Origin of the sequence: Lysobacter sp. Root494 (assembly GCF_001427225.1) — a bacterium.
Classification (GTDB): domain Bacteria; phylum Pseudomonadota; class Gammaproteobacteria; order Xanthomonadales; family Xanthomonadaceae; genus Agrilutibacter.
This window is the reverse complement of the sequence record NZ_LMFH01000005.1, coordinates 684,714-709,076: the sequence shown is the minus strand read 5'-3', so window position 1 is coordinate 709,076 and position 24,363 is coordinate 684,714. Positions and strand designations below refer to the sequence as shown.

Sequence of the window (24,363 nt, the reverse complement as noted above, 5' to 3'; positions counted from 1 at the left end):
GCGACAGGTGTCGCAATGGTTCGTGGGTGAGTGTCGTGTCCATCAGTAGCGCACCGTGGCGTCGAGGTAGGTGTAGGTGCCCGATGTAAATCCGGCGCGCTGCAGGGCGCCGCCGGGGCGCAGGTGTTCGACATTCAGGCGAAAACCGAGGTAACGATTGACGGACCAAGTGCCCGTGAGGCGAGCCAAATCCCCGATGTGGTGACCGGTTGTGTGCTCGGTACCGCCGTAGACGCGACCGCCGCCAGCGTAGATCGCATCTTTCTCATCGAGCCGCCGCGCGTAACCGTATTCGAGGGCAACCGACGTCTTGTGGGTCGGAGCAACGGTAACGCCAGGGGCAACGATCATCAGGTTCGTCAGCCCCAGGAACTGCCCTTCGCCGAGGTAGTTCGAACTCGCGTAGAGCGGATTGAAGTCGTGGACGGAACGTCCGTCGAATCCGCCGCCGCCGGACGCGACATCGACATGGGACGTCAGTCGCGGCTTCCAACCGCCTTCCGATAGCGCGAGGCTCTGCACCGTGAAAAGCGCCCACGCGTCAACGCGACGTCCATTGACGGTGTCGCCGGTCTGGCGGGCCGCGGTCCAATCAAAGCGGAATTGACCGGAACGGCCCCACAGGCGCACGCCGTAGGTGTCTCGGTGGTCCGTACCCAGGACGCCAGCTAGGCGATAGGCGTTGTTGTCGGTCCGATACCAGAACGGATCGAGATAGGTATTAGGTCCATGGCCCGGCGTGACGATGAAGCTGCCAGTAACACCGCGAAGTCGTTCACCCGAATTCACTGTTTCATCCAGCGCGCCGACGCCCAAACGCGTTGCTTTGAGGTCGAACGCACCGACGCGCATGCGTGGCCCATGGCCGTACAGCCGCACGCCATTCCACGTGCGGTGCAGGTTCGGTCCATCGCTGAGGCTGATCAGCTGTCGCGGGCCGTCTGAAAATTCCTGACGCCCGAACATCGCGCCGAGCATCGCGTCCTCGGGCGTCGCGCGAAGATCCACGAAAACCTGCTGCAGGGCCGCGTCGTTCTGGAAATTCGCCGGAGCAACTGCCTGCCCGTCGTCGACGTGGCCTGCACCCAACTCCGCATACGCGCGAATGTGCGGACCCAGTTCCCAGTGAGCGCCGGCTATTGCGCGCAGCTGGTTTTGCCGAACGTCGCTGCCCTCGACGAGTTGCGCGTTGTCGCTCGCCACCGCGCGCACGCGTATTTCACCGCTCAGAGTGAGGTGACCTGCGCCCGTCGCGGTGGCTTTGCCAGGCGCCGCATGTCCCGCGTTCGCGACGCCCGACCAGTCCTCGACCCACCGGCTGGCCATGAGGCCATTGCCAAGCTCGGGCCCCCAACCGGCTGCCATGAGCGGATAGGGGTCTGCCGGTGTGGGTACCGACTGGCCAGGGTCTGACGTGCCAACACACTTCTCCGCTCCTGCGGCAGCGGCTTGCAGTGCGGTGGAACCAAACGCGAGGGAAAGGGCAATGGCGGACCAGTTACGGGCAAACGTAGGCACGACGGACCTCAGGTGCGAGATGCCGGCTTGGCGAATTGCACGGCCAAGACCAGAGCGCTGACGACGAGCGCCGCCGCGGTGCCGAACGCGACGTGCGCGCCCGATGCGACGGCGAAAGGGCTGGCCTCGGCAACGCTCGTGGCATGCGTGCCGCGCACGAACACCGCCCCCATGACGGACGCGCCGGTGATGAGGCCGAGGTTGCGAGAGAGCGTGAGCAGTCCGGACACGACACCGCGCTGGTTCGCGGGCGTGGTCGAAACGACCGCCGTGTTGTTCGCGGCCTGGAAGGTGGCGAAGCCCGCCGTTGTGAACACCAGCGGCAGGATGTAGCCCGCGATGCCGAACTCCAGCGGGCACAGCGCGAGCGCCAGGCAGCCGATGGACATGGCGGAAAGACCGGCGAGCATGACGATGCGAGAGCCGAACCGGTCGACGGCGCGTCCGGCGGGGACGCCCGCCAACGCTGCGACGAAGGGGCCTGCCGTCATGACCAATCCCACGGTAGCGGTGGTGAGGCCAAGCGCCTTGGACAGATAGAACGGCCCGACCACGAGGGTGGTCATCGCGACCGTTGTGACCAACGCGCTCATCGCAAAGCCGGCGCTGATCGCGCGATCGCTGAAGAGGCTCATGCGGACGAGCGGTGAGCGGACCCGAGACTGCATGGACACGAAGAGGGCCGCCGCCAAAAAAGCGATGACCAGCAGCGCAATGCTCTTCGGACCGAAGGTCGCCTTTCCGAGCGTCATGGAAAGGGCATACGCGACCAGCGTTCCCGCCAACAAGCCGGAGCCGACCAGATCGAAAGACGTCCTGCGGTCGTGTGGGGCGTCGGCCGGAAGCGCGCGGTACGCCAACCCGAGCGCAATGAGCCCGAGCGGCAGGTTGATGAGAAACACGGCCCGCCAGCCGACTGCTGCAATGAGCAGGCCTCCAAGCGAAGGGCCGAGCGCCGTACCCACGGCAGACATGGTTCCAAGCAAACCCATGGTTTGGCCCGCGCGCTCCTGCGGCACGGCATCCCCCACCAGGGCCATGGACAGTGCCATCATCACGGCCGCACCAAGCCCCTGGCCGGCTCGGGCAGCGATGAGCAACCACAGTTCGGTGGCCGCGCCGCAGGCGATGGATGACGCGGTGAAGAGGGAGATGCCGACCAGCATCAGGCGCCGCCGGCCGATCAGGTCGCCCAGGCGCCCAACGCTGACTACGAGGGTGGTTACGGCCAGGAGGTAGGCCAGCACGACCCACTGGACCGCCTGAAACGACGCGCCAAATGCCGACACCAGCGTCGGCAGCCCCACATTGGCGATGCTGGTGCCAAGCGACGAAAGCAGCATGGGCAAGGCCAAGGAGCCAAGAACCAGGGTGGTTCCGGTGGCGGCTACCGGGATGGTCTGGGCAGGTGAAGCGGCGGATGACATGGCGGCTCTCCGGACACCCTGGACGGCACGTGCCGCCGGGATGGACAGAGCCTAGGAACCTGGGACAGATGGCGGAAGACGCACGAACGGAAATTTATTCGTGCGTCAAACGCCATGTCTGGCCGATTCGTGCTAGTTGTTGGAGGTGGCCATGCCCGACCTCAATCTGCTGGTGACTCTGGACGTTCTCCTGACTGAAGGAAGCGTCGTCGGTGCCGCACGGCGCCTGCAGTTGAGTGCGTCCGCAATGAGTCGCGCCCTTGCGCGCCTTAGAGAGGCCACGGGCGATCCGCTACTCGTGCGCGCTGGCCGCGGGCTTGTTCCGACCCCTCGCGCCCTCGAACTACGCGACCGGGTGAGGCAGGTTGTCGACGATGCCGACGCCGTGCTCCGCCCCGCCCTGAAACTCGACTTCGCAACGTTTGCACGCACATTCGCAATCCGCAGCACGGAAGGATTCGTCGAAACGTTTGGCCCTGCCCTGCTCGCTCGCGTTGCTGCAGAAGCCCCGCACGTCCGACTCTGGTTCGTGCCGAAGCTGGACAAAGACAGCACTCTGTTGCGCGACGGCGTCGTGGATCTCGAAACCGGCGTCACCAGCAAATCCATGGGACCGGAAATCCGGACGCAAGGTCTCTTTCGAGACCGGTTCGTCGCAGTGGTTCGAAAAGGCCACCCGTTGGGCAGGGGCAAGTTGACGCCCGAACGGTACGCGTCAGGCGATCACGTGTTGGTCTCGCGTCGCGGCCTGGAAATGGCGCCGGTCGACCATGCACTGGAACAACTCGGTCTGGTTCGCAACGGCGTGGTGACCGTCGGTGGCTTCGGTCCGGCAATCTTGCTTGCGGGCGAGTCGGACATGATCGCCACGGTTCCCGAACGCCACACTCGGAGCCTGTGGCGCGGCATGCACCCTCTGGCACTGCCTCTGGACGTACCGCAGTTCACGATTTCGTTGTTCTGGCACCCGCGCCTGGACGCGGACCCTGCGCACGAGTGGCTTAGAACCGTCGTTGTAGACGTGTGCCGCCACGACGCGTGGTGAGTGCTTCATCCGGGTCGTGCCGCGTCAACGGCGAGTACCTATCACGCTGCAACGTGCGTGCGCCGCTTGAGGGTCGATGAGCATGTCCGCTTTCGATCCAAAGTGGACATCAGCGTGAGCGCCGCGACAGCAGGCCCGAGTCTCACGGATCGATGGCTGCCTCGCAGAGTTTCGTAATCACCCGGCTGCCTTCACGGGCTTCATCGTCGTCAGAGGTCAGCGTGAGAACCGACTAAGTTGCCGCCTGGAAAAGTCTCCGGCGTATTCGCGTCGAGGTGGGCATCAATCCAGATCAAGCGCTGATCCGGATGCAGGCCATGCAAATAGTCGATTACCGCGACGTCGGAGGCGCAATCACCGCCTGTCCTCTCCCTACAAACATCTTACGCCCCCCGGGGCTTGCCGCAAGCCCCCGATTGTGAGGCCCAATCGCCGACCGAAATGAGCCCACGGAACCAGGAGTTAGCGGAATGAGCACAGAGAGCGCACGACAGAGCGAGCAGATGGGTTGCTATGCATTGGATTTCCTGGAGATCGGTCAGGCACAGGTCGCAGTAGTTGGCGGCAAGGGCGCGCACCTGGGGGAGCTTTCACGAATTGAAGGTGTCCACGTGCCACCCGGCTTCTGCGTAACGACGGCGGCCTTCCAGCGGGTCATGACTGAAGCACCGTCGATTGAAGTGATGCTCGATCGGTTGTCGCACCTGGCTCCGGACGATCGTGAGGCGATCCGGGTACTGAGTGCCGAGATCCGTGGAACGGTCGAAGCAGTTGCCATCCCTCGCGACCTGGTGGAAGCGATCACGCGCCCAATCGCCCGCCTCGGTGAGCGGGCCGCCTATGCCGTCCGCTCCAGCGCGACGGCGGAGGATTTGCCAAATGCCTCGTTCGCCGGCCAGCAAGACACGTACCTCAATGTCATTGGCTGTGGGTCGATCCTCCGGCACGTCAGCCTGTGCTGGGCGTCACTGTTCACCGAACGCGCGGTGATCTATCGCCTACGCAATGGCTTCGACCACCGCAAGGTGAACATGGCCGTGGTTGTGCAGCAGATGGTCTTTCCGCAGGCGTCCGGCGTGTTGTTCACTGCCGATCCGGTCACCGGCCACCGCAGAACCGCTACGGTGGAGGCCTGTTACGGATTGGGTGAGGCACTGGTGTCCGGACTGGTGAACGCGGACACGTGGAAGGTGCGCAACGGCCAACTCATCGACGCCACCGTCGCCACCAAGACGCTCGCGATGCACGCTTCGGCAGCCGGCGGCGTGCAGAGGCATGCGGTTCCGCCGGAACTACAGTCGCGGCCCACGCTGGCGGATGCACAGGTGCTGGAACTCGTGCAACTGGGTCAACGAATCGAGATGCACTTCGGCAGCCCGCAGGACATCGAGTGGTGCCTGGCAGGTGATGCATTCCACATCGTACAGAGCCGCCCGATCACCACGTTGTTTCCCATCCCTGCTGCGAGGGACGACGCGCTCCACGTCTACGTCTCCGTCGGTCATCAGCAGATGATGACCGACCCGATGCGTCCGCTCGGCATCTCCGTTCGTCAGCTCTCAAACGCGGGCATGCTCGAGGCCGGCAGCCGCATGTTCGTGGATGTCACCCGCGCGTTGGCATCGCGAGCTGGCCGCGCCGGGCTGATGGACATGCTGGGAAAATCGGATCCGTTGATCGGCGATGCGCTGCAGACCCTGATCGACCGTGACTTCATCCCGCTGTCAGATGCGCCGGCAGGTGCAGCGCCTGCCGCAAACACGCCCTCGCCCATTGAGGCCGATCCGGCCGTCGTTGATGCATTGATCGCGCAGAACGAAGCCTCCATCGCTGCCGCGAAGCGCGACATCATGGGCAAGTCCGGGTCGGCGTTGTTCGAATTCATCCTCGATGACGCCAAGGAAATGAACCGGCTGGCGTTCGATCCGCAGAGTCTCCGCGTCCTCATGACGGGCATCGAGGCCACCTGGTGGCTCAACGATCATCTGCAGGATTGGCTGGGCGAGAAAAACGTGGCCGACGTTCTCACGCGCTCCGTCCCGGGCAACGTCACTTCGGAAATGGGACTGTCCTTGATGGACGTGGCCGACATCATCCGCCGGTATCCAGCGGTAGTGGGCTTCCTGCAGCAGGTCGACACCGACGACTTCCTGGACGCACTGCCCGGTCTAGCTGGGGGGCGCGAAGCACACGATGCACTGCTGGCGTGGCTCGACACGTACGGCATGCGCTGCGTTGGCGAGATCGACATCACCTATCCGCGCTGGAGCGAACGCCCATCGATGATGCTGCCGCTTCTGCTCGGCAATATCCGGAACGTGGCCGCGGGCGCAGCGGCACGGCGCTTCCAACAGGGCCTGCAGGAAGCGCGCGAGAAGGAACAGGAAGTGCTGCAGCGTCTGCGCGCATTGCCGAACGGCGAACGCAAGGCCGAAGAGACGAAGCGCATGATCGACCGCCTGCGCACGTTTATCGGCTACCGCGAATACCCGAAGTACGCTATGACCGTCCGTTACTTCGTCTACAAGCAGGCCCTGATGGCTGAAGCCGACAGAATGGTCCAGGCGGGCGTGCTGCGTGAACGCGAGGACATCTTCTATCTCCGCTTCCACGAGCTGCACGACGTGACGCGCGGCGGACGCGTGGACGACGAACTGATCACCCAGCGCAAGGGAGCATTTCAGGCCGCCCACGCGCTCACGCCACCACGCGTGCTCACCTCCGAAGGCGAGTGCGTCGCTGGCGCCTATCGGAGCGATGATCTTCCCGAAGGTGCGCTGGTGGGCCTTGCCGTCTCCTCAGGCACCGTCGAGGGGCGCGCTCGCGTCATTTTCGACATGAAGCAGGCCGACCTCGAGCCGGGCGACATCCTGATCACACGGTTCACCGATCCCAGCTGGACCCCCCTGTTCGTTGCAATCAAGGGCCTCGTGACGGAGGTCGGGGGACTGATGACCCATGGCGCGGTCATCGCGAGGGAATACGGCTTGCCCGCCGTGGTAGGCGTGGAGCACGCCACACGTCTGATCTGCGACGGGCAGCGGATCCGCGTGCATGGAACGGACGGATACGTCGAGATCCTGCCCTAGCGGGTCAGCACCGGCAGATGCCAGGTCAACAGGTGGCCAGCCACGCCGTTGGTAGTCTGCAGAGATATAGCCAAGGCATCGATCACCAGCGCGATGTGACCTGAAATGCCTTCAAGGCGCGGCTCAGAAGTGGCTTTTCGAGTGCCGACCAGCGGGCATTCGGCTCGCCATTGACGGTCACATCGTTGTACGTGACGTTAGCCGCGGCGAGATCCTCACCGTAAATCATCATGAGCTCTCGACGTCCATATCCTGTATTCGTCGGATCATCGAGCAACCGCACGAGGCGCGCCGACATCATCTCGGCCGGCATCCTGTATCCCGCGCGCAGGATGATGTTGCGGAAATGCTCGGTATCCGAACCTGGTTGCGGCGGTCGCGAAGACCGCGTGGGCTCCGCCCTTACCCAAATCGTCATTCCCCAACCGTTTGATCGACGATCGATATCTCCATAGGTCATGTGATCGGTCGGTCTATTCGCCAGGTATGACTCGAAATGCACCCAGTAAAATCGACGTACATTTCGATGGACGTCGGCCTCGACGAAGATGTGCATCTCGCAATCGCTGAGCTCTTTGAGGATGAAGCGGTCGCCGCCGAGGTATGTCGCCGTAGGAAGAACTGCCACGTGCAGCTCTGGCCTGCCCGGATAGACCACAAGATTGCGTACCACATGACCTGCAGGCACCGATGCCGGCGGCTGAGCTTGCGGTGCAGCTAAAGCCAGGCCGAGTAAAACTAGAGTCGATCGAAACAACATGCCATCCTCACCACAAAGTTCACTGGATTGCCCCGTCATTGCGGCCCTTGACGTCCTGACGGCGAGCGGCTTTCGCAGCCCTAAGGCCGTCGCTACAACCTAATCCGCATCCTCGGGGACCCCGGTCTTATCGCGAGTAGGCACCCGCGCGACAAGCGAAGCAAAGCGAGGCTCGGGAGGGCGTCCCCCAGCCGCCACGCAAACGTACATTTCCGTTCTTCCTACTTAGCGCGCGGGTCGGCCACGCTGCATCACAATGGATAGCCTTTCCAACAAACGGCTCACTTGTGATGGGCATGACTGGGCCAGCGGGCGCAGTCGTCCACGTTAACCTCCGCGCAATAATGCGGGTCCGACCATGCCAGATCGGGACCAGTTTGACCCGGCCGTAAAGGGCCAATCCCTCCCTCGGTTGCAAAGAAGTTCTCTCATTCGTGTCGCAACAATAAGGCCCTCAAATTAGAGCGGCTTAAGAGCTTGTTCGTTATCAAAACCCCGGCGGGCGCCTTTTCACTGGGGACTTCACGATTGCAGCACGGGTTTCGGCCCTGTCTGCGATCTTTTCGATCCCAGCAACTACATCCGCAGAGCGTCCACGACGAGCGAGAACGCCGGCGAATGCTGGCGGCGGCTCGGGTAGTAAAGGTGATAGCCGGCGAAGGGTGGACACCAGTCCTGTAGCACACGGACCAGGCGGCCTTCCTCGATGTGCGGCGCGAATTCTTCTTCCGGCAGGAATGCGATGCCCAGGCCATCGAGCGCCGCCAGCACGATGTGGGGCGAGGTGTTGAAGATCGCCTGGCCTTCGACGCGCACGTTCACCTCCCGACCGCGACGCTCGAACTCCCATACATACACACCACCCGACGGGAAGCGGATGTTGATGCAGTTGTGCCGCTGCAAATCCGCCGGGACCTTCGGCACCGGGTGCCTTTCAAAGTAAGCCGGTGAAGCAACCGCCGCCATGCGTAATTTCGGACTGATCGGCATGGCGATCATGTCCTTGTCGATGCTTTCGCCGAGGCGCACACCGGCATCGAAACGGTCGGCGACGATGTCGCGGAATCCATAGCTCACATCGAATTCGATCCGCACGTCCGGATAGCGATGCATCACCGGGAGCAGCTTGGGCAGCAGGATCGTGCGCAGGACGTGGTCGCCTGTGGTGATGCGGACGGAGCCGGCCGGTTTGTCCCGCAACTCCGTGAGCGCATCCAGCTCCGACTCGATCTCGTCGAAACGATTGCCGATGGCGTGCAGCAACCGTTCGCCCGCAGGCGTAGGCGACACGCTGCGCGTGGTGCGGGTCAACAGCCGGATCTCCAGCCGCTCCTCGAGCGCCTTGATCGCCTGACTAAGCGCGGACTGGGACACCCCGAGCACAGCGCCCGCGCGGGTGAAGCTCCCCTCCCGGGCCACCGTCACGAAAGCCAGCAAATCGTTGAGGTTGCGTCGCGCCATGGGCCGAGTGTGGCATGGCTTATTGGTTAGCAGGACTAATAGGGCCTACAAGTATTCATCATCTAATCAAACATATCGCCCGCGCGGACAATGGCCCCGCCTCCTGGTCCGGGAGCCCCAAGCGGAGATCCCATGAAGAAGCTTCTGGCGCTCAGCGCGCTGTTGATCAGTCCCCTCATTGCCACTGGAGCCGACATGTCCCACGGCGCGAACAACTTCTACACCAGCAACCAGCTCACCACGGAAAAGGTCAGCTTCAACAACCAGTACCGGATGAAAATCGTGGGCAACCTCTTCCTGCCTAAGGACCGGAAGGAAGGCGTCCTTTATCCGGCGATCGTCGTCGGCCACCCGATGGGTGCGGTGAAGGAGCAAAGCTCCAACCTCTACGCGCAGAAGCTGGCCGAACAGGGCTTCGTTACCCTGGCGATCGACCAGTCGTTCTGGGGCGAGAGCGAAGGCCAGCCGCGCAACGTGGTCGCTCCGGACATTTACGCCGAAGCCTTCAGCGCGGCGGTGGATTATCTGGGCACGCAAGCTTTCGTCGATCGCGAGCGCATCGGCGTGCTCGGCATCTGTGGCAGCGGCAGCTTCGTGATCAGCGCGGCGAAGATCGACCCGCGCATGAAGGCGATCGCCACGGTGAGCATGTACGACATGGGCGCGGCGAATCGCGATGCACTGAACCACTCGCAGACCGTCGAACAGCGCAAGGCGATCATCGCGGAAGCCGCACGGCAGCGCTGGGTCGAAGCCGAAGGTGGGGAAACGAAATACACCAGCGGTACCGTGCACCAGCTCGATGCGGACACGCATCCGATCCAGCGCGAGTTCTACGACTTCTACCGCACGCCGCGCGGCGAGTTCACGCCGGCGAGTTCCTCGCCCGAACTGACGACGCATCCGACGCTGAGCAGCAACGTCAAGTTCATGAACTTCTATCCGTTCAACGACATCGAGACGATCTCACCGCGTCCGATGCTGTTCATCGCCGGCGACCAGGCGCACTCGAAGGAATTCAGCGAAGAGGCCTACCGCCTGGCTGGTCAACCGAAGGAACTTTATTGGGTGAAGGACGCGGGTCACGTCGACCTCTACGACCGCACCGATCTCATTCCTTTCGACAAGTTGACGGCCTTCTTCAAGCAGAACCTGGCGGCGGAGTGAGGACGATCCCAGCTGCCCCGCTCCAGCAATCGGACATCACGCAACCATGAGCACCGTCATCAACCTCACTGCAGACGTCGGTCAGCATCAGGCAAGCGCACGACCCGCCCACTGGGGCGGCGTGTTCGCCATGACACTGTGCGTGTTCGCATTGATTGCCTCGGAGTTCATGCCGGTCAGTCTGTTGACGCCGATGGCCGCCGACCTGCGCGTCAGCGAAGGCGCGGCCGGATACGGCATCGCCATCTCCGGTGCGTTTGCGGTGCTGACGAGCCTGTCGATCTCCGCGTTGGCGGGTCGCATGGATCGCAAGACACTGTTGCTGTGGCTGACCGGCCTGATGGCCGTATCCGGCACGGTGGTCGCGCTCGCGCCGAGCTACTGCGTCTACATGATCGGACGCGCGCTGATCGGCGTGGTGATCGGCGGTTTCTGGTCGCTGTCCGCCGCCACCGCGATGCGGCTGGTACCCGCCGCACAGGTGCCGCGTGCTTTGGCTATCTTCAACGGTGGCAACGCGCTGGCCACGGTGATCGCTGCACCGTTGGGCAGCTACCTGGGTTCGATCATTGGCTGGCGCGGCGCGTTCTTCTGCCTGATCCCGGTGGCCGCCATCGCGCTTGCCTGGCAGTGGATCAGCTTGCCCGCGATGACGGCCGCGCGCAGCAACGAGTCCGGCTCCATGTCGCGGTTGCTGAAGCGTCGAACCATCGTGCTCGGCATGGCGGCCTGCGGCGCGTTCTTCATGGGGCAGTTCGCGTTGTTCACGTACGTGCGGCCGTTCCTGGAAACGGTCGCGCACGCGAATGTGTCCACGCTCTCACTGATCCTCCTCGGCATTGGCGTGGCCGGCTTCATCGGCACGGCGACAATCGGTGTGTTCCTCAGGCGTGGCGTGTATCGCGCCCTGATCGTCATTCCCGTGCTGATGGCGGTGATTGCGTTGGCGCTGATTCCTTTCGGGGCCTGGGTTGGCGGCGTCGCCGTCCTGCTGGCCTTGTGGGGATTGCTGGCCACCGCGGCGCCTGTCGGTTGGTGGAGCTGGATCGCGGAAACGATGCCTGACGATGCCGAAGCCGGCGGCGGCTTGATGGTTGCGGTAGTCCAATTGGCCATCGCACTGGGTTCGACCGCAGGTGGAATGTTGTTCGACAGCAGCGGTTACCGGAGCACTTTCGTGGCGAGCGCCGCCGTACTGCTGGCAGGTGCCTTCCTGACGCTGCTGACGTCGCGCTCTCAGGCACCGCGAGTCGCGTGAGCTGACGCCGAGCAGGAGACGTCGCATGCCGCTCAACACCTCGCGCTCCACGCTTCGATTGTCGAAGCAAGGAAGCCTGCACGCGCTGGCCCTCGTGCTTGGCGTATTGATGCTCGGCGGCTGCAAGGCTTCCGCTTCCGAACCCCGGTCATCACAGGAGTTCCCCATGAAGATCCGAATAGATGTCGATGGCCACCCCGTGATTGCGACGCTGGACGACACCGCTGCTGCGCGTGACTTCGCCAAGTTGCTGCCGTTGTCGTTGACGCTGACCGATTACGCCCGGATCGAGCGCATCGCCGATCTTCCGAAAAAACTCTCCACCCAGGGCGCACCCGCCGGCATTACTCCAGACGCGGGTGATCTCACCTACTACGCGCCATGGGGCAACCTGGCGATCTTCGTGGAAGGCCGCGATTACGCGCACGGACTGGTGCGCCTGGGCCGCGTGGAATCCGGTCTGCCTGCTTTGCGACGCCCCACGCCACTGCAGGCGCGGATCGAACGTATCGACAAGTGATCGCCAGTCAAACGGATCGTGGCCCTGTCGTATCCGTTCTCGCAGCGCGAACGAGAGCTGGCGCAATCTCGGAGGACTAGGCCGCACTGTGACATCAAGCGGAGATCATTTGTATAGGAGATTTCATATGCAACTCCCGAAATCACTATGGCCGTTTGCAGTGCTCCCGATTCTCTTCGTCAACCTGGGCCAGATTCCACTCTCGCTCGCATCATCCAAAGGAGCCGACGCCATGCACATCGATCGAAACGGATCCCTCCTCTCTAGCAAGGGGCCTGCTGAATACTTCACCGGCAACGTCAGGATCGACATGCAGTTCCAGCGGGAAGCGCCTTCGCGCGTGGCCGGTGCAATCGTGACCTTCGAGCCGGGTGCACGTACCGCGTGGCACAGCCATCCACTGGGACAGACACTGATCGTCACGTCAGGCAAAGGCTGGACGCAATGCGAAGGCGAGCCGATCGTCGAGATCAACGCCGGCGACATCATCTGGTGTCCGCCCGGTCATCGTCATTGGCACGGCGCTACACCCACAAGCGCCATGACGCATATCGCCATCCAGGAAGCCCTGGATGGAAAAGTGGTTACATGGATGGAGCACGTGAGCGACGACGAATACCGTGCAGGTCCATCGGGATCTCACCAATAGGACGATGCTTTCAACGTCCGCCGTGTGGCTGGAGGCCGGATCTGCCCGCGCCCTAGCCTTTTCTTTTCCCAAGCCACCGGGTGCGAATGACCGGGAACTCGCCCGTGCTCCGGGTATCGCTGCTGCGAAGGCGCAATTCTTCCAGGACCCGCGTGCCAAGCGGGCTCAACGTCATCCCTTCGCCAGGTTCGACGAGGCCACGTCTCAGCAGGGCGATGCGCACAGAAGGCTCCGCAGCGCTTCGGCCCGCCTGGATCCTTTCGAGGATGCGGAGCAATCCCTGATCCTCGAAAGACAACCTGCCCATCTCGCCACGACCTTAGGCGTCCTGTCGGTAGGCGAAGGGTGAAACCATTCAGGTCAAACAGAACGGGCGTCCCAGTTCCGTCGAAATGTCAGCTGGTTTCAGCAGCGGCCGCCAAAAGCTCTTCCAACATCACGCAGTCCGCGCCGAGGCCGATCCCTCTGATGTTCTCCATCAGCATGCACAAGCATTGCCGGCTCCCGGAGGCTGGGTCGATCTGAAAATCCGGCGATATGCAGCTGTGTCGCCGTCATGGCGGTTCTGCAGGGTCAATGCACGTAGTTGAAGGCAACCACCGGAGTCACCGAAGTGGTGGTGTTGCGGCCACGGATCAGACGTGCGCCGAAGATGACGCCGAAGCGTGGGCTGAAGTTGTATTCCACCGCAGGGGCCAGGAACCAGGCTTCGCTGGAACCTGATGCGAAGCTCAGCGCGGCAGGCGTCGGGTCCTGCGCGCTGTCGCTGACCACGCCGCTGACTCGCGTGCTGTCGCTGTGGCGGTAGGCCAGGTCCAGCGCCACCACCCAGTTCTGGGTCCAGCTGTATTCCCAGGCCGCGTTGATGTTCCAACTGTCGCCCGGGCGGGCGCGGCCGCGGAAGCCGTCAGGGGTCCCGTAAACGCTGCGATCGCGCAACTCGGCCTCGCGCGAATGCGTCGCGCAGACATTCAGGCGCATGCGCAGAATGCGGCCGTTCGGCATCCAGAAGTAGGTCTGGCTATTGAGCTGCAGCAAGGTGCTGTGCGCACCGCCGCCGAAACCGTCGGCACTGCCGGGATCAAGCTGGTCGTATTGGCCAGTCGGGAGAGTGTGCTGCAGCTGCAAGGAAACGGCGGGCAGCCAACTGCCTTCCTGGTATTCGCGCAGGCGGTACTGCAGCAGCACGCTGGAATCGGCGACGTCCGGGCCTGCGCTGCGCGTCCCATCAATGCCCTTGTTGTACCCGAACACCGGCACCAGGCCGACGGTCAACGCATCGGTTGCGCCATAGAGCATGAAGGTGAGCGAGCCCAGGCTCTCCGCGTCGTCGGAGATCACGTCGTAGAGATAGGGCTCGACCAGGTAGTGGCCCTGCGGCAGCGTGACGGCGCTGTTGGCGATGATCGGTCCGGTCCACCAGGCATCGTCGCGGGACTGGCGCATCAGCGTGTCCGCGGCTAGTACGGGGTTGGCGGCCGACATCAGCAGCAATACCAGCAGTGAAACGCAATGGCGTAATGGTGGCATCGGTCTGTTTGCGGTGGCGGAACCGGCTGCAATTCTGCCGTCGTTGCCGCGGTGGGAGGAGAGGCCGCGCGTTTTCTGCTGACGGCACGTTGGCAGCATCTTGCATTCCCGGGATGGTTGCGAGGTAGACCTCTTTTGGTCGCCGGAATCTTGCGGCGTCGTTGGCGCGCGGAACTATCCGCATCTTGCTGAAAGCAGAGTCAGCGCCTTCTACAGAGCACTGAGGAGCACGAGCACGAACTGTCTCGCATGCGTCACCCAACGCGGAGGCTGGTTACCGACGACAAGAATCGGATATCGAAATTCGGTCGCGCCCAGCAACATTGCACCTGTTCGGAGGCCTGTCCATTTCGTAGGTAGCTGCGCCCAGGACACGGCAAGAACATCAACCCGCAGACGGAACGAGATGATGGCGCAAACTGTTCATGGTCAAGGTCTTTCCACAGAGGCAGGCATTGCTTCTCGCGTTGATCAGTTGGACTGGACGCAAGTCATCACGGATCTGGACGAGTACGGCAATGCCACCATCCAGGGCCTGCTTTCACCAGGCGAATGCGGTGCTTTACTGAGGGAATACGACAACAGCGACCTCTACCGAAGCCGGGTAATGATGAGTCGGCATGGCTTTGGGCGCGGCGAATACAAGTACTTTCGTTACCCGTTGCCCTGCGTCGTTCGGGAGTTGCGCACAGCCATTTACCCGCAGCTTGTCGCGATTGCCAATCGCTGGCATGAGGCGCTCGACATCGATGTGCGTTTTCCCGACAAGCACGACGCCTTTCTCGCTCGATGCCATCATGCTGGCCAGTTACGACCCACGCCATTGATCCTCAAGTACGGAGTTGAGGACTACAACTGCCTCCATCAGGACCTGTACGGCGACCATGTGTTTCCGCTGCAGGTCGCGATCCTGCTGTCACAGCCGGGCCGTGATTTCGCAGGCGGCGAGTTCGTACTCACGGAACAGCGTCCGCGCATGCAATCGCGCGCCACCGTGGTTCCTTTGCAACAGGGAGACGCCGTGATCTTCGCCGTGCATCACCGCCCGGTCAGAGGTACGCGCGGCGTGTATCGGGTGAACATGCGCCATGGCGTCAGTCGCCTGCGCGCTGGTGAGCGCTACACCCTTGGCGTGATCTTTCATGATGCGAATTAGCCGATGGGCGACTTCCATCACGCACAAGGAGCTTGTGGCCTCGCCGGTGACGATTGCCATGGTGAGTGACCGCTCCTGGCCGGAAGCGGTCGCTCAGGGCGAGTAGCAGGCTGGCACTCCATCAAGTCGGGAGTTCGCCATGGCCGCCAACCGAAAGCAACGCCGAGTCCCATGGAACAAGGGGAAAATTGTCGGACAGAAGGCACCGCTCAAGCTGCGGGAGATCTGGGCAATCCGCGTCCGCTTGCAGCTTCGCTGCAACCTTAGAGATCTCGCGCTATTTAACCTGGCTGTTGATTCCAAGCTTCGCGCCTGCGATCTCTTGGGTCTTCGTGTCGGTGACGTCGCGCACGAAAATCACGTCAACTCACGAGCCGTGGTGATGCAGCGCAAGACGCGACGCCCTGTGCAGTTCGAGATCACCGAAATGAGCCGGGATGCTATCAATGCGTGGACTCGGGCGGCCGGGCTTCGCAGTTCGGATTATCTATTCCCAAGTCGATCGGGCGATTCACCACGGCTGTCCACGCGCCAGTACGCACGCATTGTCCATCGCTGGGTTCGTGAGATTGGTCTGGATAGCTCGGCCTACGGCACGCACACAATGCGAAGGACAAAGGCAGCGCTGATATATCGTCGAACGAAGAACCTCCGAGCCGTGCAGCTGCTACTCGGTCACAGCAAGCTCGAGAGCACCGTTCGCTACCTTAGGATCGAGGTCGACGACGCGCTCGAAATTTCCGAGCAAACCGAAACCTGAGCGTCCTCCTTCGACCCAAAGCGGACATTCGCCAATCGGCGACAACTAATAGGACGAAGCTGGACGTAATGCGTGTTGCGCTCGACCAGCGCGGCGCTTTGGCTGTTGGCGCTCCCCCACAGCAGGTCGCCTGCCAGTTCCGGGGAAGGCACGATCCTCGACATTGGCCGGATGCTTGCGGCCGTGTCGCTGAATCTGCCGTGGTTGGCTCTTATGCGAGCGGTGACGCGAACGGCCCACGTCCAACGAAACAAGGTTCTGCGTAACGCCGCGCGATTCGATCCCCGATCGATACCTAAGGATCGGTCAATACCATTGTGCAATCGACGGCGAGTACGCGGCTTGGTTTGATCGCATCTAACCCGTGAGCATTCCGGAGAGCGACATGTCGATTTCAGACCGAGAGGAGCGCCATGCGAAGCGCTTGGCCTTCAACTTCACGAGTTTGATTCTGCTAGTTGCACTAGCGCTTGCGTTCGCCGGCCTGTGCGGAGCAGCGGACGTTCCGGGGTCGAAAGGCGCGCCATATTCGAACATGCCCTCCATCGCGCCCATCGGCGAGCGCATCGGCAAATACATAGACGTGCCGACCTCCGCCCAAGGGCCAGCAATTGACGCCGCCAAGGGCTACCGGCTGCAGGACTTGGGCAGTGGCCTTTACATGATTACCGACAACGCCTACCAGTCCATGTTCCTGGTGTACGACAAGGGTGTGGTCGTGGTCGATGCGCCGCCTTCCTATGCCGCGAAAATCCCGAAGGCGATAGCGGACATTTCCGACAAGCCCATCACGCACATCGTCTACAGCCACGCGCACGTCGACCACATTGGCGGCGCCAAGTTGCTGGGCGGCAACCCGGCCATCGTCGCTCACCAGGAAACCCAGCGATTGCTGAAGCGGGCGGCCGATCCAAACCGCCCCATACCCACGGTTACCTTCGCTGACAAATACACCTTGCAGGTTGGGGGCCAGCGGCTGGAGCTGTCCTACCATGGCAACGCGCACCAGCCCGGAAACATCTTCATCGCCGCACCGCGACAGCGGGTGCTGATGGTGGTTGACGTCATCTTTCCCAACTGGATGCCGTGGCGAAGGTTCGCCTTGGCGCAAGACGTGCCCGGCTACTTCGCCCAAGTGGAGGAGATCCGGAAGCTCGATTGGGACACGCTGGTTGCTGGCCATGTTGCCCGCACGGGCACGCATGCAGACGTCGAGCTACAGGCTCGTTTCATGCAAGACCTCAAGCAAGCCGCTGGTGCCGCCCTGGCATCGACGAAATTCGGCGAGGGCCTCAATCCGCTGGATAGGTCCAACCCGTGGGCAGGCTTCGACAACTACATCGACCGGGTGGCGGGCCAGTGCGTCAGAACGCTCACGCCCGAGTGGTCCAACAAGCTCGCCGGCTTTGATGTGTACATCTGGGACCAGTGTCTTTCGATGGAACAGAGCCTGCGTATCGACTGAAAGAGGATAAGAACATGCACGGCACACAAAAAGTGGCGCTTGTCACGGGTGGTTCGCAGGGAATCGGCGCGGGACTGGTCAAGGCATTTCGCGATCGCGACTACTGCGTCGCGTCAGCATCGCGATCCATCACGCAGGGAAACGACCCTAAGGTTCTCGCCTTGGCCGGCGACATCGGTGACCGCGCCACGGCAGAGCGGATCGTACGGGAAGTGATGGCGCATTTCGGACGGATAGACACGCTGGTCAATAACGCGGGCGTGTTCATTGCCAAGCCATTCACCGAATACAGCGACGAAGACTTTCTGTCGAAGCTGTCGACCAACGTATCGGGTTTCTTCCATATCACCCAGAACGTCGTCATGGAGATGCTGCGACAGGGCTCGGGTCATATCGTCAGCATCACCACCAGTCTTACCGACCAGGCCATTGCCGGCATGCCGACCGTGCTTGCCAACTTGACGAAAGGTGGAATCAATTCGGCGACCAAGGCGCTGGCCATTGAGTACGCGACGCGGGGCATCCGAGTGAACGCTGTGTCCCCGGGCGTCATCAACACACCGATGCATTCCCCGGAATCGCATTCGTTTCTTGCCGGCATCCACCCGATGAAGCGGATGGGCGAGATAGACGACATCGTCGATGCGGTGCTCTATCTCGAATCTGCTGGCTTCGTCACCGGCGAGATCCTGCATGTCGACGGCGGCCAAAGCGCCGGACATTGAAACCACCAGGAGGACTCACATGCCTGTCGTCAACATCCAGATCACCCGCGAAGGCTCCGGCCCGAACCGCAACGCCGCTACGGAGGCGGAGAAGGCGGCACTCATCGCCGGCGTCAGCCAAGTATTGCTCGACGTATTGAACAAGCCTCTCGAATCGACCTTCGTTGTCATCGAGGAAGTGGAGATGGCGAACTGGGGACGGGGCGGGTTGCCGACGCTCGAGTACCGAAGATTGAAGGTAGACACGGACACCTAGTCTCCCGGGAAACCCAAATTTCTACCCACATGCAGATCCGATCATGACCATTACCCGTTCGGCTGTTGCGCTTCTCGTCGCTCCTTTGCTTTTCTCCTCCTTGACCCACGGTGCAACCATGACAACCTCCCTAGCCAGTGCAGCAAGTGTCAGCGCGGTGTCCGCAACGGCAGCCGCCGACGAAGAGTCACAAATTCGACCGTTCACCGTCGCCGTGCCTCAGGCCGAACTCGATGACCTGCGCCGGCGCATCGCCACGACTCGGTGGCCCGACCGGGAGACTGTCGCCGATGGCTCGCAAGGCCCGCAGCTGGCCGACGTGCAGTCGCTAGTGGAGTATTGGGGCACCGACTACGACTGGCGCAAGGGCGAAGCAAAGCTCAACGCACTGCCGCAGTTCATGACCCGCATCGACGGCATCGACATCCACTTCATCCACGTTCGGTCCAAGCACAAGAACGCACTGCCGGTGTTGGTCGTGCATGGCTGGCCAGGGTCGATCTTCGAACAACTCAAGATCATCGGGCCGCTGACTGATCCGACCGCATTTGGTGGACGCGCCGAAGATGCCTTCGACGTGGTCATACCATCGCTACCTGGCTACGGCTTTTCGGGACACCCCATCGAGGCGGGTTGGGGGCTCGAACGCATTGGCGTTGCCTGGGACACCCTGATGAAGCGACTCGGTTACTCCCGATATGTTGCGCAAGGTGGCGACTGGGGCGCAGGTGTCGTGCAAGCGATGGGCCGACAGGCGCCGGCAGGACTGTTGGGAATCCACACCAACTTGCCGGCAACCGTGCCCAACGATATCGGTCCGGCGCTTGGCGGAGGTCCGCTGCCCGCGGGCACGACCCACGATGAGCGCGCAACCGTCGATTCCCTGAAGGCGTTCAATCAAGGCGGCAACCTGGCCTACGTGGCAATGATGAACGCGCGTCCGCAAGCGGTGAGCTATGGTCTGACCGACTCCCCCGCGGGCCTTGCAGGCTGGATGCTAGTGCATCCGGGATTCGAGCACTGGTCGTACGGAAGGGACCCGAAGCAATCTCCGACGCGCGACGACGTGCTGGATGACTTCACGCTGTATTGGCTGACCAACAGCGCTGCCTCGTCGGCGCGGATCTATTGGGAGAATCGCGGCCGCAATCTCATCAGCGCCGGTGCCCAGATGACCGCCCAGATCAAGGTGCCCGTTGCCATCACCGTCTTTCCCGACGAGGTTTACCAGCCACCAGAGTCCTGGGCGCAGCGCGCTTTCCCGAACCTGGTGTATTTCAACAAAGCATCGCGGGGCGGCCACTTCGCCGCGTGGGAGTATCCGGACAGTTTTGCCGAGGAGCTGCGGGCGGCCTACAAGACGCTTCGCTAGCGCACTGCGATGGCGGGTTGCATGTTTGCTTCACACAGGCGCGCGGACATCGTCACCATGTCCGCAAGCGAGCGCGCTTTCATCTTGCGCATCGCGTGACCCCGATGCGCCTTGACGGTTATTTCGCTGATGTCGAGCTCGCCTGCCACTTGTTTGTTCATCAGGCCTTTGACCACCAGTCCGATGACCTGTCGCTCGCGAACACTGAGCGAGGTGTAGCGGTCTTGCAGCATTCGCATTTCCGCCTGTCGTTCGATTGCGGTCTGGCTGTGCCGGAGGGCTGCTCCGACAGCGGACAGGATGTCGGAGCCACGCAACGGCTTGGTCAGGAAATCAAGCGCCCCGGCCTTCATGGCCCGCACCGTCATGGAAACGTTGCCGTAGCCTGAGATGAATACGATAGGCATGTCCGATCGTTCGGAGGCGATGCGCGTCTGCAGTTCGAGGCCATTGATTTCGGGAAGGCTGAAATCGAGCAGCAGGCAGCTCGGGGCAAGGGCCCGGGGGCAGGCCAGGAATGCTTCGGCGGAGCAAAACGTTTGCGCTCTCCAGCCAGCAGACAAAACCAGCATCTCCAGCGAGAGTTGCACAGAGGTGTCGTCATCAACGATGAAGACGATGGGCTGGGCGTGGATCATGAGGAATCCCTCGAGTCGCTCCATTGCGCACGAGCCTAGCTCCTCGCCGCCCCGGCCACCACTATGGATTCCTATTACATACCCAATCGCGATTCCAGGGCACGATCGGAGGGCAGCCTAGTCCGGGACGTACATGACTGATTCTTCCGCAGAAGCATGCGTTGCCGTGGTCGACGATGACCGGAGGGTCCTGGAGTCACTCGGAAGCCTTCTCGAGTCTGCCGACTACGGCGTGCATCTGTTCGACTCCGCCGTGAGCATGTTGGAAAGTCGATGCCTCGCCAGGATCGCCTGCCTGATCTCCGACATCGACATGCCGGTGATGGATGGCTTCGAGCTGCTTCGCATCGTCCGCGCTCAGCGACCCGACCTGCCGGTGATTCTGATCACGGGGCAATCCAACAAATTCAACCCGCCGTCGCCATCGGATCTTCCTTTCCGGCTATTGAAGAAGCCTTTCAGCGCAACAGACATGCTGGCGACGATTCGTGATGCGCTGCCGACCCGTCGTTGACCGCGCTGGCTTGGGGCGTATGCTTTCCAGGCGAACTGCGAAACGGTTTCGCGAGTGCGAAAGGTCGAGCCCATGCAGCGCCTAGCCGTCGCAGAATCCGAAGAACAACAGTTCATCCTGTCGAACTTGCCACCAAGTCCGGCGCAGAAGCGACTGGCTCTTGGCATTGTCATTGGACTGGCCACCGCACTTTACCTGGTGGTGGGGCCGTTCGGCGGACAGCAGCTGGGCGCCAGCTATTCCTTCGTTGCCATCTACACGACGGCAATGTTCGTGACCGATCTGATCACGGCAATCTTGCTGTTTGCCCAGTTTTCCATTCTTCGCTCGCGGGCCATCCTCGTTATCGCCAGTGGCTATCTATTCACCGCGTTGCTGATCGTGCCTTACGTGATCGCCTTTCCGGGCGCGCTGGCGCCGGGTGGGCTGGCGGGTGGGTTGCAAACGACGGCGCATCTGTATTTGATCTGGCATTGCGGTTTCCCGCTCTTCATCATTGGCTACGCTCTGTTGAAGGACGATGAGTCGTTTGGACTCACGCCGCAGGGCAAGATCGGCGAGGAAATCCTGTTTAGCGTTTCCATGACGGCCGCGGCCGCTGGCGCCGTGACGATCTGGTGCATGAATGGCGGGGCACTGCTGCCGGACATCATGCTTGATCAATCCCGATTCGTGCCGAACTGGCTCCGTGTGGTCGGGGCGCCGATTGCCTTCTTGTGCATTGTCGCGCTGGTCGTTTTGTGGCGCCGCCGGCGCTCGATCCTCGACCTATTCCTGCTGGTCGTGCTGTGTGCTTACCTGATCGAGATACCGCCCCACTATTTTCCGTATCCCGCCCGCTTCAGCACCGGCTGGTACGCCGTGCGCGTAACCAGCCTGCTGTCGAGCAGCATCGTGTTGGTGGTGTTGCTGTATGAGATAACCGCGTTGTATGGCGCGCTATTGGCCGCAGTGCTTCGCCAACGCCACGAAAGGGAAGCGCGGCTGATGACCGGCGATGCCATCGCCGCTACCGTGGCGCATGAAGTCAGACAGCCGTTGACGGCGATCGTCACCAGCGCCGATGCCGGCCTGCGATTCCTGGACCGAGCCTTGCCGAACCTCGACCGGGCCAAGGAGGCATTCACGCGCATAGCCTCGGACGGCCATCGCGCCGGAGCGATCATCGAAAACATCCGGACGAACTTGCGGCCCGACGAAAGCAACCGGACCAATGTCGAACTCAATGCGCTGATCCGCGAGGCGCTCGACCTTGAAAGCAGCGATCTGCGGAAGCACCGGACTACGGTCCAGCTTGAATTGCACGCAGGTCTTCCCGATGTGCGCGCTAACCAAGTGCAGCTCAGGCAAGTCGTTTTGAATCTGATCGTCAACGCCGTCGACGCCATGTCGTCCAGCGACGGCCCGAGGGTCCTGAGCGTGAAGACCGCCCTTCATGATGGCAACCAGGTCCTAGTATCGGTCACGGATTCGGGGTCGGGCATCAGGAGCATGGATGGCGATCGGGTGTTTGATCCACTATTTACGACCAAGTCGGATGGCATGGGCATGGGGCTATCGATTTGTCGGTCCATCGTCGAGGCCCACAATGGCCGCCTTTGGTTCACGCCTAACACACCGCATGGCGTCGTATTTCAGTTCACCCTGCACAGCAGTAATTCGGCGCCGGCGCCTGCCTGACCAAAAGGAGGCGTCGACGAAATGGCACATTCATTTGGCGCGTCGTGATCGGGTCATGGGCACGGCGAGCACGCTGGCAAAGCGCACCAGTTCGGCAAGGGACTCAGCTTGCATCTTCTTCATGATCTTGCTTCGATGAATCTGGGTCGTCACTTCGCTGATGCTGAGCTCCCCCGCAATTTGCTTGTTGAGGAGGCCGCTGACCACCAGCGGAAAGACCTCTCGCTCGCGTGGTGTAAGCAGCGACAGGCGTTGATCCAACAGGATCAGCTCATCTCTCGTTCGCCGTGAGTCAACATCCTTGGCAATGGCGGCGCCCACCGCCTGCATCAGGTCTGCTTCCTGAAACGGCTTGGTCAGAAAGTCGATAGCTCCCGCCTTCATTGCGCGCACGGAAGCCGGGATGTCTCCGTGCCCCGTGACGAATACGACGGGTGGATGCCGCCCTTGGGAGATCTGGCCCTGCAGGTCGAGCCCGTTGATGTCCGGAAGCTCGACGTCCAGGATCAGGCAAGCGGGCGAGTCGGATCGTCCATATGCGATGTACTCCGCGGCAGAGCCGAACGTCACCACTTGAAAATCGAACGACGAGAGCAGATCAGATATCGACTCGCGAATGCTGGCGTCGTCATCCACTACGTAAATGATGCTGTGCGCGGGATCCAATTCACGACCGTCCGCAGATCTGTCCTCGCCATACTACTCGCTGCAGGGCGTCAGACCGGGCCTTACGGGGCCTTTCATTTGCTTCCATAGGCAGTGAAAACGTAATCCCGCTGCTTCGCAGCGGTGTGGCACGCAACACCGCACCTTGCGTCGTCGCCTTGCGGTGGCGCGTCCTTCAGTGTTCCCGGGCGGAAGGTTTTCGAGGCCGGATCGTACCTGAACATCGCGTAGCCCCAACCGCCACCGTCCGCGAATCGCTTGCTGTCCTTGACCATGAAATCTACGTCGTGCTGGGGCCCGCCGACCGTCGGCTGTCCAGGCGCGGCTTCGTTCTTGATTGCCTTCCAATGGACCTTCGCCATACGGGCGCCGTCGGGAAAAGGCTTACCGTTTCCCGGATAGCCGGCCTTGTAGGCTTTGATCATGGCCTCATTGCCGAGAATCACGGCGATCAGGTCCCGGTTGTGGCTGACATTGATCGTCTCCCACTTCTCGTAGCCCCTGAATTCGGAGAATGCGAGCCCATCCTTTACCTTCACCGAGTATTTGTCTTGCGCGGAATACGCAACCCCGGTTGCGAGCACAACCAGCGCTGCAGCAATTGTGGCCTTCATCAGCGTAATTCTGTTGCGCATGATCGTGTCTCCCGGGTCTCAAGTTCATCAAACCGCAGGGCTTGGATCGTGTCGATGACACAAAGGTATTAC

The 24,363-nt window shown here is 61.9% G+C and carries 23 protein-coding genes and 2 pseudogenes; 15 read left to right on the top strand and 10 right to left on the bottom strand.

The features are described 5' to 3' along the window. Positions 1-42: 42 nt before the first annotated feature. Both ASD14_RS06575 and ASD14_RS06570 read right to left on the bottom strand, forming a co-directional pair. Positions 43-1,326 (bottom strand): alginate export family protein, encoded by a 1,284-nt coding sequence (locus tag ASD14_RS06575; protein ID WP_235565325.1) that lies wholly within the window; start codon positions 1,324-1,326, stop codon positions 43-45. A gap of 200 nt (positions 1,327-1,526) precedes the next feature. Beyond that, positions 1,527-2,945, bottom strand: coding sequence for an MFS transporter (locus tag ASD14_RS06570; RefSeq protein ID WP_200947027.1), 1,419 nt, complete (start codon positions 2,943-2,945; stop codon positions 1,527-1,529). Positions 2,946-3,096: 151 nt separating this feature from the next. On the opposite strand from ASD14_RS06570, the gene ASD14_RS06565 reads away from it, so the two are divergent. Beyond that, positions 3,097-3,990: a LysR family transcriptional regulator gene (locus ASD14_RS06565; RefSeq protein ID WP_056132204.1), complete on the top strand. Its 894-nt coding sequence runs from the start codon at positions 3,097-3,099 to the stop codon at positions 3,988-3,990. Positions 3,991-4,199: 209 nt separating this feature from the next. Here the strand turns inward: ASD14_RS06565 and ASD14_RS16025 are convergent. Further along, positions 4,200-4,340: pseudogene (locus ASD14_RS16025) on the bottom strand (hypothetical protein); the annotation flags it as partial. 120 nt (positions 4,341-4,460) lie between these two features. Here ASD14_RS16025 and rph point away from each other — a divergent pair. Continuing rightward, the gene (rph, locus tag ASD14_RS06560; RefSeq protein WP_235565323.1) at positions 4,461-7,079 is read left to right on the top strand and encodes a rifamycin-inactivating phosphotransferase; all 2,619 of its coding nucleotides are present in this window, start codon (positions 4,461-4,463) and stop codon (positions 7,077-7,079) included. 82 nt (positions 7,080-7,161) lie between these two features. Here the strand turns inward: rph and ASD14_RS16020 are convergent, their stop codons facing one another. After that, the gene (locus ASD14_RS16020; protein WP_157475140.1) at positions 7,162-7,878 is read right to left on the bottom strand and encodes a hypothetical protein; all 717 of its coding nucleotides are present in this window, start codon (positions 7,876-7,878) and stop codon (positions 7,162-7,164) included. Positions 7,879-8,415: 537 nt separating this feature from the next. Next, complete coding sequence (locus tag ASD14_RS06545; protein WP_056130709.1) at positions 8,416-9,300, bottom strand: LysR family transcriptional regulator; 885 nt, start codon at positions 9,298-9,300, stop codon at positions 8,416-8,418. A gap of 132 nt (positions 9,301-9,432) precedes the next feature. Here ASD14_RS06545 and ASD14_RS06540 point away from each other — a divergent pair, with 132 nt between their 5' ends. The 5 genes from ASD14_RS06540 (at position 9,433) to ASD14_RS16485 (ending at position 13,243) form a co-directional block, all read left to right on the top strand. Then, positions 9,433-10,467, top strand: a complete 1,035-nt coding sequence (locus ASD14_RS06540; RefSeq protein WP_056130707.1) for an alpha/beta hydrolase — start codon at positions 9,433-9,435, stop codon at positions 10,465-10,467. Between the two features lie 46 nt (positions 10,468-10,513). Continuing rightward, on the top strand, positions 10,514-11,725 hold the full coding sequence (locus ASD14_RS06535) for an MFS transporter (protein WP_056130705.1): 1,212 nt from the start codon (positions 10,514-10,516) through the stop codon (positions 11,723-11,725). A 166-nt stretch (positions 11,726-11,891) separates the two neighbouring features. After that, entirely contained in the window at positions 11,892-12,245 is a 354-nt protein-coding gene (locus ASD14_RS06530; protein WP_056130702.1) for a cyclophilin-like fold protein, read from the top strand. Positions 12,246-12,477: 232 nt separating this feature from the next. Further along, a complete protein-coding gene (locus ASD14_RS06525; RefSeq protein WP_056132202.1) occupies positions 12,478-12,894 on the top strand; it encodes a cupin domain-containing protein in 417 nt (138 codons plus the stop codon). Positions 12,895-12,898: 4 nt separating this feature from the next. Further along, positions 12,899-13,243, top strand: a complete 345-nt coding sequence (locus ASD14_RS16485) for a hypothetical protein (protein WP_235565322.1) — start codon at positions 12,899-12,901, stop codon at positions 13,241-13,243. 224 nt (positions 13,244-13,467) lie between these two features. Here ASD14_RS16485 and ASD14_RS06515 read toward each other — a convergent pair whose 3' ends face one another. Further along, positions 13,468-14,424: a transporter gene (locus ASD14_RS06515; RefSeq protein ID WP_056130696.1), complete on the bottom strand. Its 957-nt coding sequence runs from the start codon at positions 14,422-14,424 to the stop codon at positions 13,468-13,470. Between the two features lie 409 nt (positions 14,425-14,833). Here ASD14_RS06515 and ASD14_RS06510 point away from each other — a divergent pair, with 409 nt between their 5' ends. Then, positions 14,834-15,580 carry a 2OG-Fe(II) oxygenase gene (locus ASD14_RS06510; protein WP_056132199.1) on the top strand — a complete coding sequence of 249 codons (747 nt, stop codon included), beginning with the start codon at positions 14,834-14,836 and terminating at the stop codon, positions 15,578-15,580. Between the two features lie 139 nt (positions 15,581-15,719). After that, positions 15,720-16,340 (top strand): tyrosine-type recombinase/integrase, encoded by a 621-nt coding sequence (locus ASD14_RS06505; protein ID WP_056130691.1) that lies wholly within the window; start codon positions 15,720-15,722, stop codon positions 16,338-16,340. A 56-nt stretch (positions 16,341-16,396) separates the two neighbouring features. On the opposite strand, the pseudogene ASD14_RS16480 reads toward ASD14_RS06505, so the two are convergent. After that, positions 16,397-16,546, bottom strand: a pseudogene (locus tag ASD14_RS16480) (IS30 family transposase); the annotation flags it as partial. Between the two features lie 179 nt (positions 16,547-16,725). Here ASD14_RS16480 and ASD14_RS06500 point away from each other — a divergent pair. Genes ASD14_RS06500 through ASD14_RS06485 form a run of 4 tightly spaced genes read left to right on the top strand, consistent with a single transcriptional unit; the run spans position 16,726 to position 20,158 of the window. After that, the gene (locus ASD14_RS06500) at positions 16,726-17,805 is read left to right on the top strand and encodes an MBL fold metallo-hydrolase (RefSeq protein WP_200947026.1); all 1,080 of its coding nucleotides are present in this window, start codon (positions 16,726-16,728) and stop codon (positions 17,803-17,805) included. A gap of 14 nt (positions 17,806-17,819) precedes the next feature. Then, positions 17,820-18,530 (top strand): SDR family oxidoreductase, encoded by a 711-nt coding sequence (locus ASD14_RS06495; RefSeq protein WP_056130688.1) that lies wholly within the window; start codon positions 17,820-17,822, stop codon positions 18,528-18,530. Positions 18,531-18,549: 19 nt separating this feature from the next. Beyond that, entirely contained in the window at positions 18,550-18,786 is a 237-nt protein-coding gene (locus tag ASD14_RS06490) for a 4-oxalocrotonate tautomerase family protein (RefSeq protein ID WP_056132194.1), read from the top strand. Between the two features lie 43 nt (positions 18,787-18,829). Continuing rightward, positions 18,830-20,158: an epoxide hydrolase family protein gene (locus ASD14_RS06485; protein WP_056130685.1), complete on the top strand. Its 1,329-nt coding sequence runs from the start codon at positions 18,830-18,832 to the stop codon at positions 20,156-20,158. Here ASD14_RS06485 and ASD14_RS06480 read toward each other — a convergent pair. After that, entirely contained in the window at positions 20,155-20,796 is a 642-nt protein-coding gene (locus ASD14_RS06480) for a response regulator (RefSeq protein ID WP_056130682.1), read from the bottom strand. The two genes, ASD14_RS06485 and ASD14_RS06480, sit on opposite strands and share 4 nt — an antisense overlap. A gap of 133 nt (positions 20,797-20,929) precedes the next feature. Here ASD14_RS06480 and ASD14_RS06475 point away from each other — a divergent pair, with 133 nt between their 5' ends. Then, entirely contained in the window at positions 20,930-21,310 is a 381-nt protein-coding gene (locus ASD14_RS06475; RefSeq protein ID WP_056130679.1) for a response regulator, read from the top strand. Positions 21,311-21,382: 72 nt separating this feature from the next. Further along, positions 21,383-22,990, top strand: coding sequence for an MASE4 domain-containing protein (locus ASD14_RS06470; RefSeq protein WP_056130677.1), 1,608 nt, complete (start codon positions 21,383-21,385; stop codon positions 22,988-22,990). A 30-nt stretch (positions 22,991-23,020) separates the two neighbouring features. Here the strand turns inward: ASD14_RS06470 and ASD14_RS06465 are convergent, their stop codons facing one another. Both ASD14_RS06465 and ASD14_RS06460 read right to left on the bottom strand, forming a co-directional pair. Further along, positions 23,021-23,626, bottom strand: coding sequence for a response regulator (locus ASD14_RS06465; RefSeq protein ID WP_235565321.1), 606 nt, complete (start codon positions 23,624-23,626; stop codon positions 23,021-23,023). 104 nt (positions 23,627-23,730) lie between these two features. Next, positions 23,731-24,291: a cytochrome P460 family protein gene (locus ASD14_RS06460; protein ID WP_056130670.1), complete on the bottom strand. Its 561-nt coding sequence runs from the start codon at positions 24,289-24,291 to the stop codon at positions 23,731-23,733. Between the last annotated feature and the right edge of the window lie 72 nt (positions 24,292-24,363).

What these genes read in the sequence shown, in the direction of transcription:
- ASD14_RS06575 (WP_235565325.1), bottom strand. Translation starts at nt 1,326, where the DNA reads ATGGCCAGCCGGTGGGTCGAGGACTGGTCGGGCGTCGCGAACGCGGGA.
- ASD14_RS06570 (WP_200947027.1), bottom strand. Translation starts at nt 2,945, where the DNA reads ATGTCATCCGCCGCTTCACCTGCCCAGACCATCCCGGTAGCCGCCACC.
- ASD14_RS06565 (WP_056132204.1), top strand. Translation starts at nt 3,097, where the DNA reads ATGCCCGACCTCAATCTGCTGGTGACTCTGGACGTTCTCCTGACTGAA.
- rph (WP_235565323.1), top strand. Translation starts at nt 4,461, where the DNA reads ATGAGCACAGAGAGCGCACGACAGAGCGAGCAGATGGGTTGCTATGCA.
- ASD14_RS16020 (WP_157475140.1), bottom strand. Translation starts at nt 7,878, where the DNA reads ATGACGGGGCAATCCAGTGAACTTTGTGGTGAGGATGGCATGTTGTTT.
- ASD14_RS06545 (WP_056130709.1), bottom strand. Translation starts at nt 9,300, where the DNA reads ATGGCGCGACGCAACCTCAACGATTTGCTGGCTTTCGTGACGGTGGCC.
- ASD14_RS06540 (WP_056130707.1), top strand. Translation starts at nt 9,433, where the DNA reads ATGAAGAAGCTTCTGGCGCTCAGCGCGCTGTTGATCAGTCCCCTCATT.
- ASD14_RS06535 (WP_056130705.1), top strand. Translation starts at nt 10,514, where the DNA reads ATGAGCACCGTCATCAACCTCACTGCAGACGTCGGTCAGCATCAGGCA.
- ASD14_RS06530 (WP_056130702.1), top strand. Translation starts at nt 11,892, where the DNA reads ATGAAGATCCGAATAGATGTCGATGGCCACCCCGTGATTGCGACGCTG.
- ASD14_RS06525 (WP_056132202.1), top strand. Translation starts at nt 12,478, where the DNA reads ATGCACATCGATCGAAACGGATCCCTCCTCTCTAGCAAGGGGCCTGCT.
- ASD14_RS16485 (WP_235565322.1), top strand. Translation starts at nt 12,899, where the DNA reads ATGCTTTCAACGTCCGCCGTGTGGCTGGAGGCCGGATCTGCCCGCGCC.
- ASD14_RS06515 (WP_056130696.1), bottom strand. Translation starts at nt 14,424, where the DNA reads ATGCCACCATTACGCCATTGCGTTTCACTGCTGGTATTGCTGCTGATG.
- ASD14_RS06510 (WP_056132199.1), top strand. Translation starts at nt 14,834, where the DNA reads ATGGCGCAAACTGTTCATGGTCAAGGTCTTTCCACAGAGGCAGGCATT.
- ASD14_RS06505 (WP_056130691.1), top strand. Translation starts at nt 15,720, where the DNA reads ATGGCCGCCAACCGAAAGCAACGCCGAGTCCCATGGAACAAGGGGAAA.
- ASD14_RS06500 (WP_200947026.1), top strand. Translation starts at nt 16,726, where the DNA reads ATGTCGATTTCAGACCGAGAGGAGCGCCATGCGAAGCGCTTGGCCTTC.
- ASD14_RS06495 (WP_056130688.1), top strand. Translation starts at nt 17,820, where the DNA reads ATGCACGGCACACAAAAAGTGGCGCTTGTCACGGGTGGTTCGCAGGGA.
- ASD14_RS06490 (WP_056132194.1), top strand. Translation starts at nt 18,550, where the DNA reads ATGCCTGTCGTCAACATCCAGATCACCCGCGAAGGCTCCGGCCCGAAC.
- ASD14_RS06485 (WP_056130685.1), top strand. Translation starts at nt 18,830, where the DNA reads ATGACCATTACCCGTTCGGCTGTTGCGCTTCTCGTCGCTCCTTTGCTT.
- ASD14_RS06480 (WP_056130682.1), bottom strand. Translation starts at nt 20,796, where the DNA reads ATGATCCACGCCCAGCCCATCGTCTTCATCGTTGATGACGACACCTCT.
- ASD14_RS06475 (WP_056130679.1), top strand. Translation starts at nt 20,930, where the DNA reads ATGACTGATTCTTCCGCAGAAGCATGCGTTGCCGTGGTCGACGATGAC.
- ASD14_RS06470 (WP_056130677.1), top strand. Translation starts at nt 21,383, where the DNA reads ATGCAGCGCCTAGCCGTCGCAGAATCCGAAGAACAACAGTTCATCCTG.
- ASD14_RS06460 (WP_056130670.1), bottom strand. Translation starts at nt 24,291, where the DNA reads ATGCGCAACAGAATTACGCTGATGAAGGCCACAATTGCTGCAGCGCTG.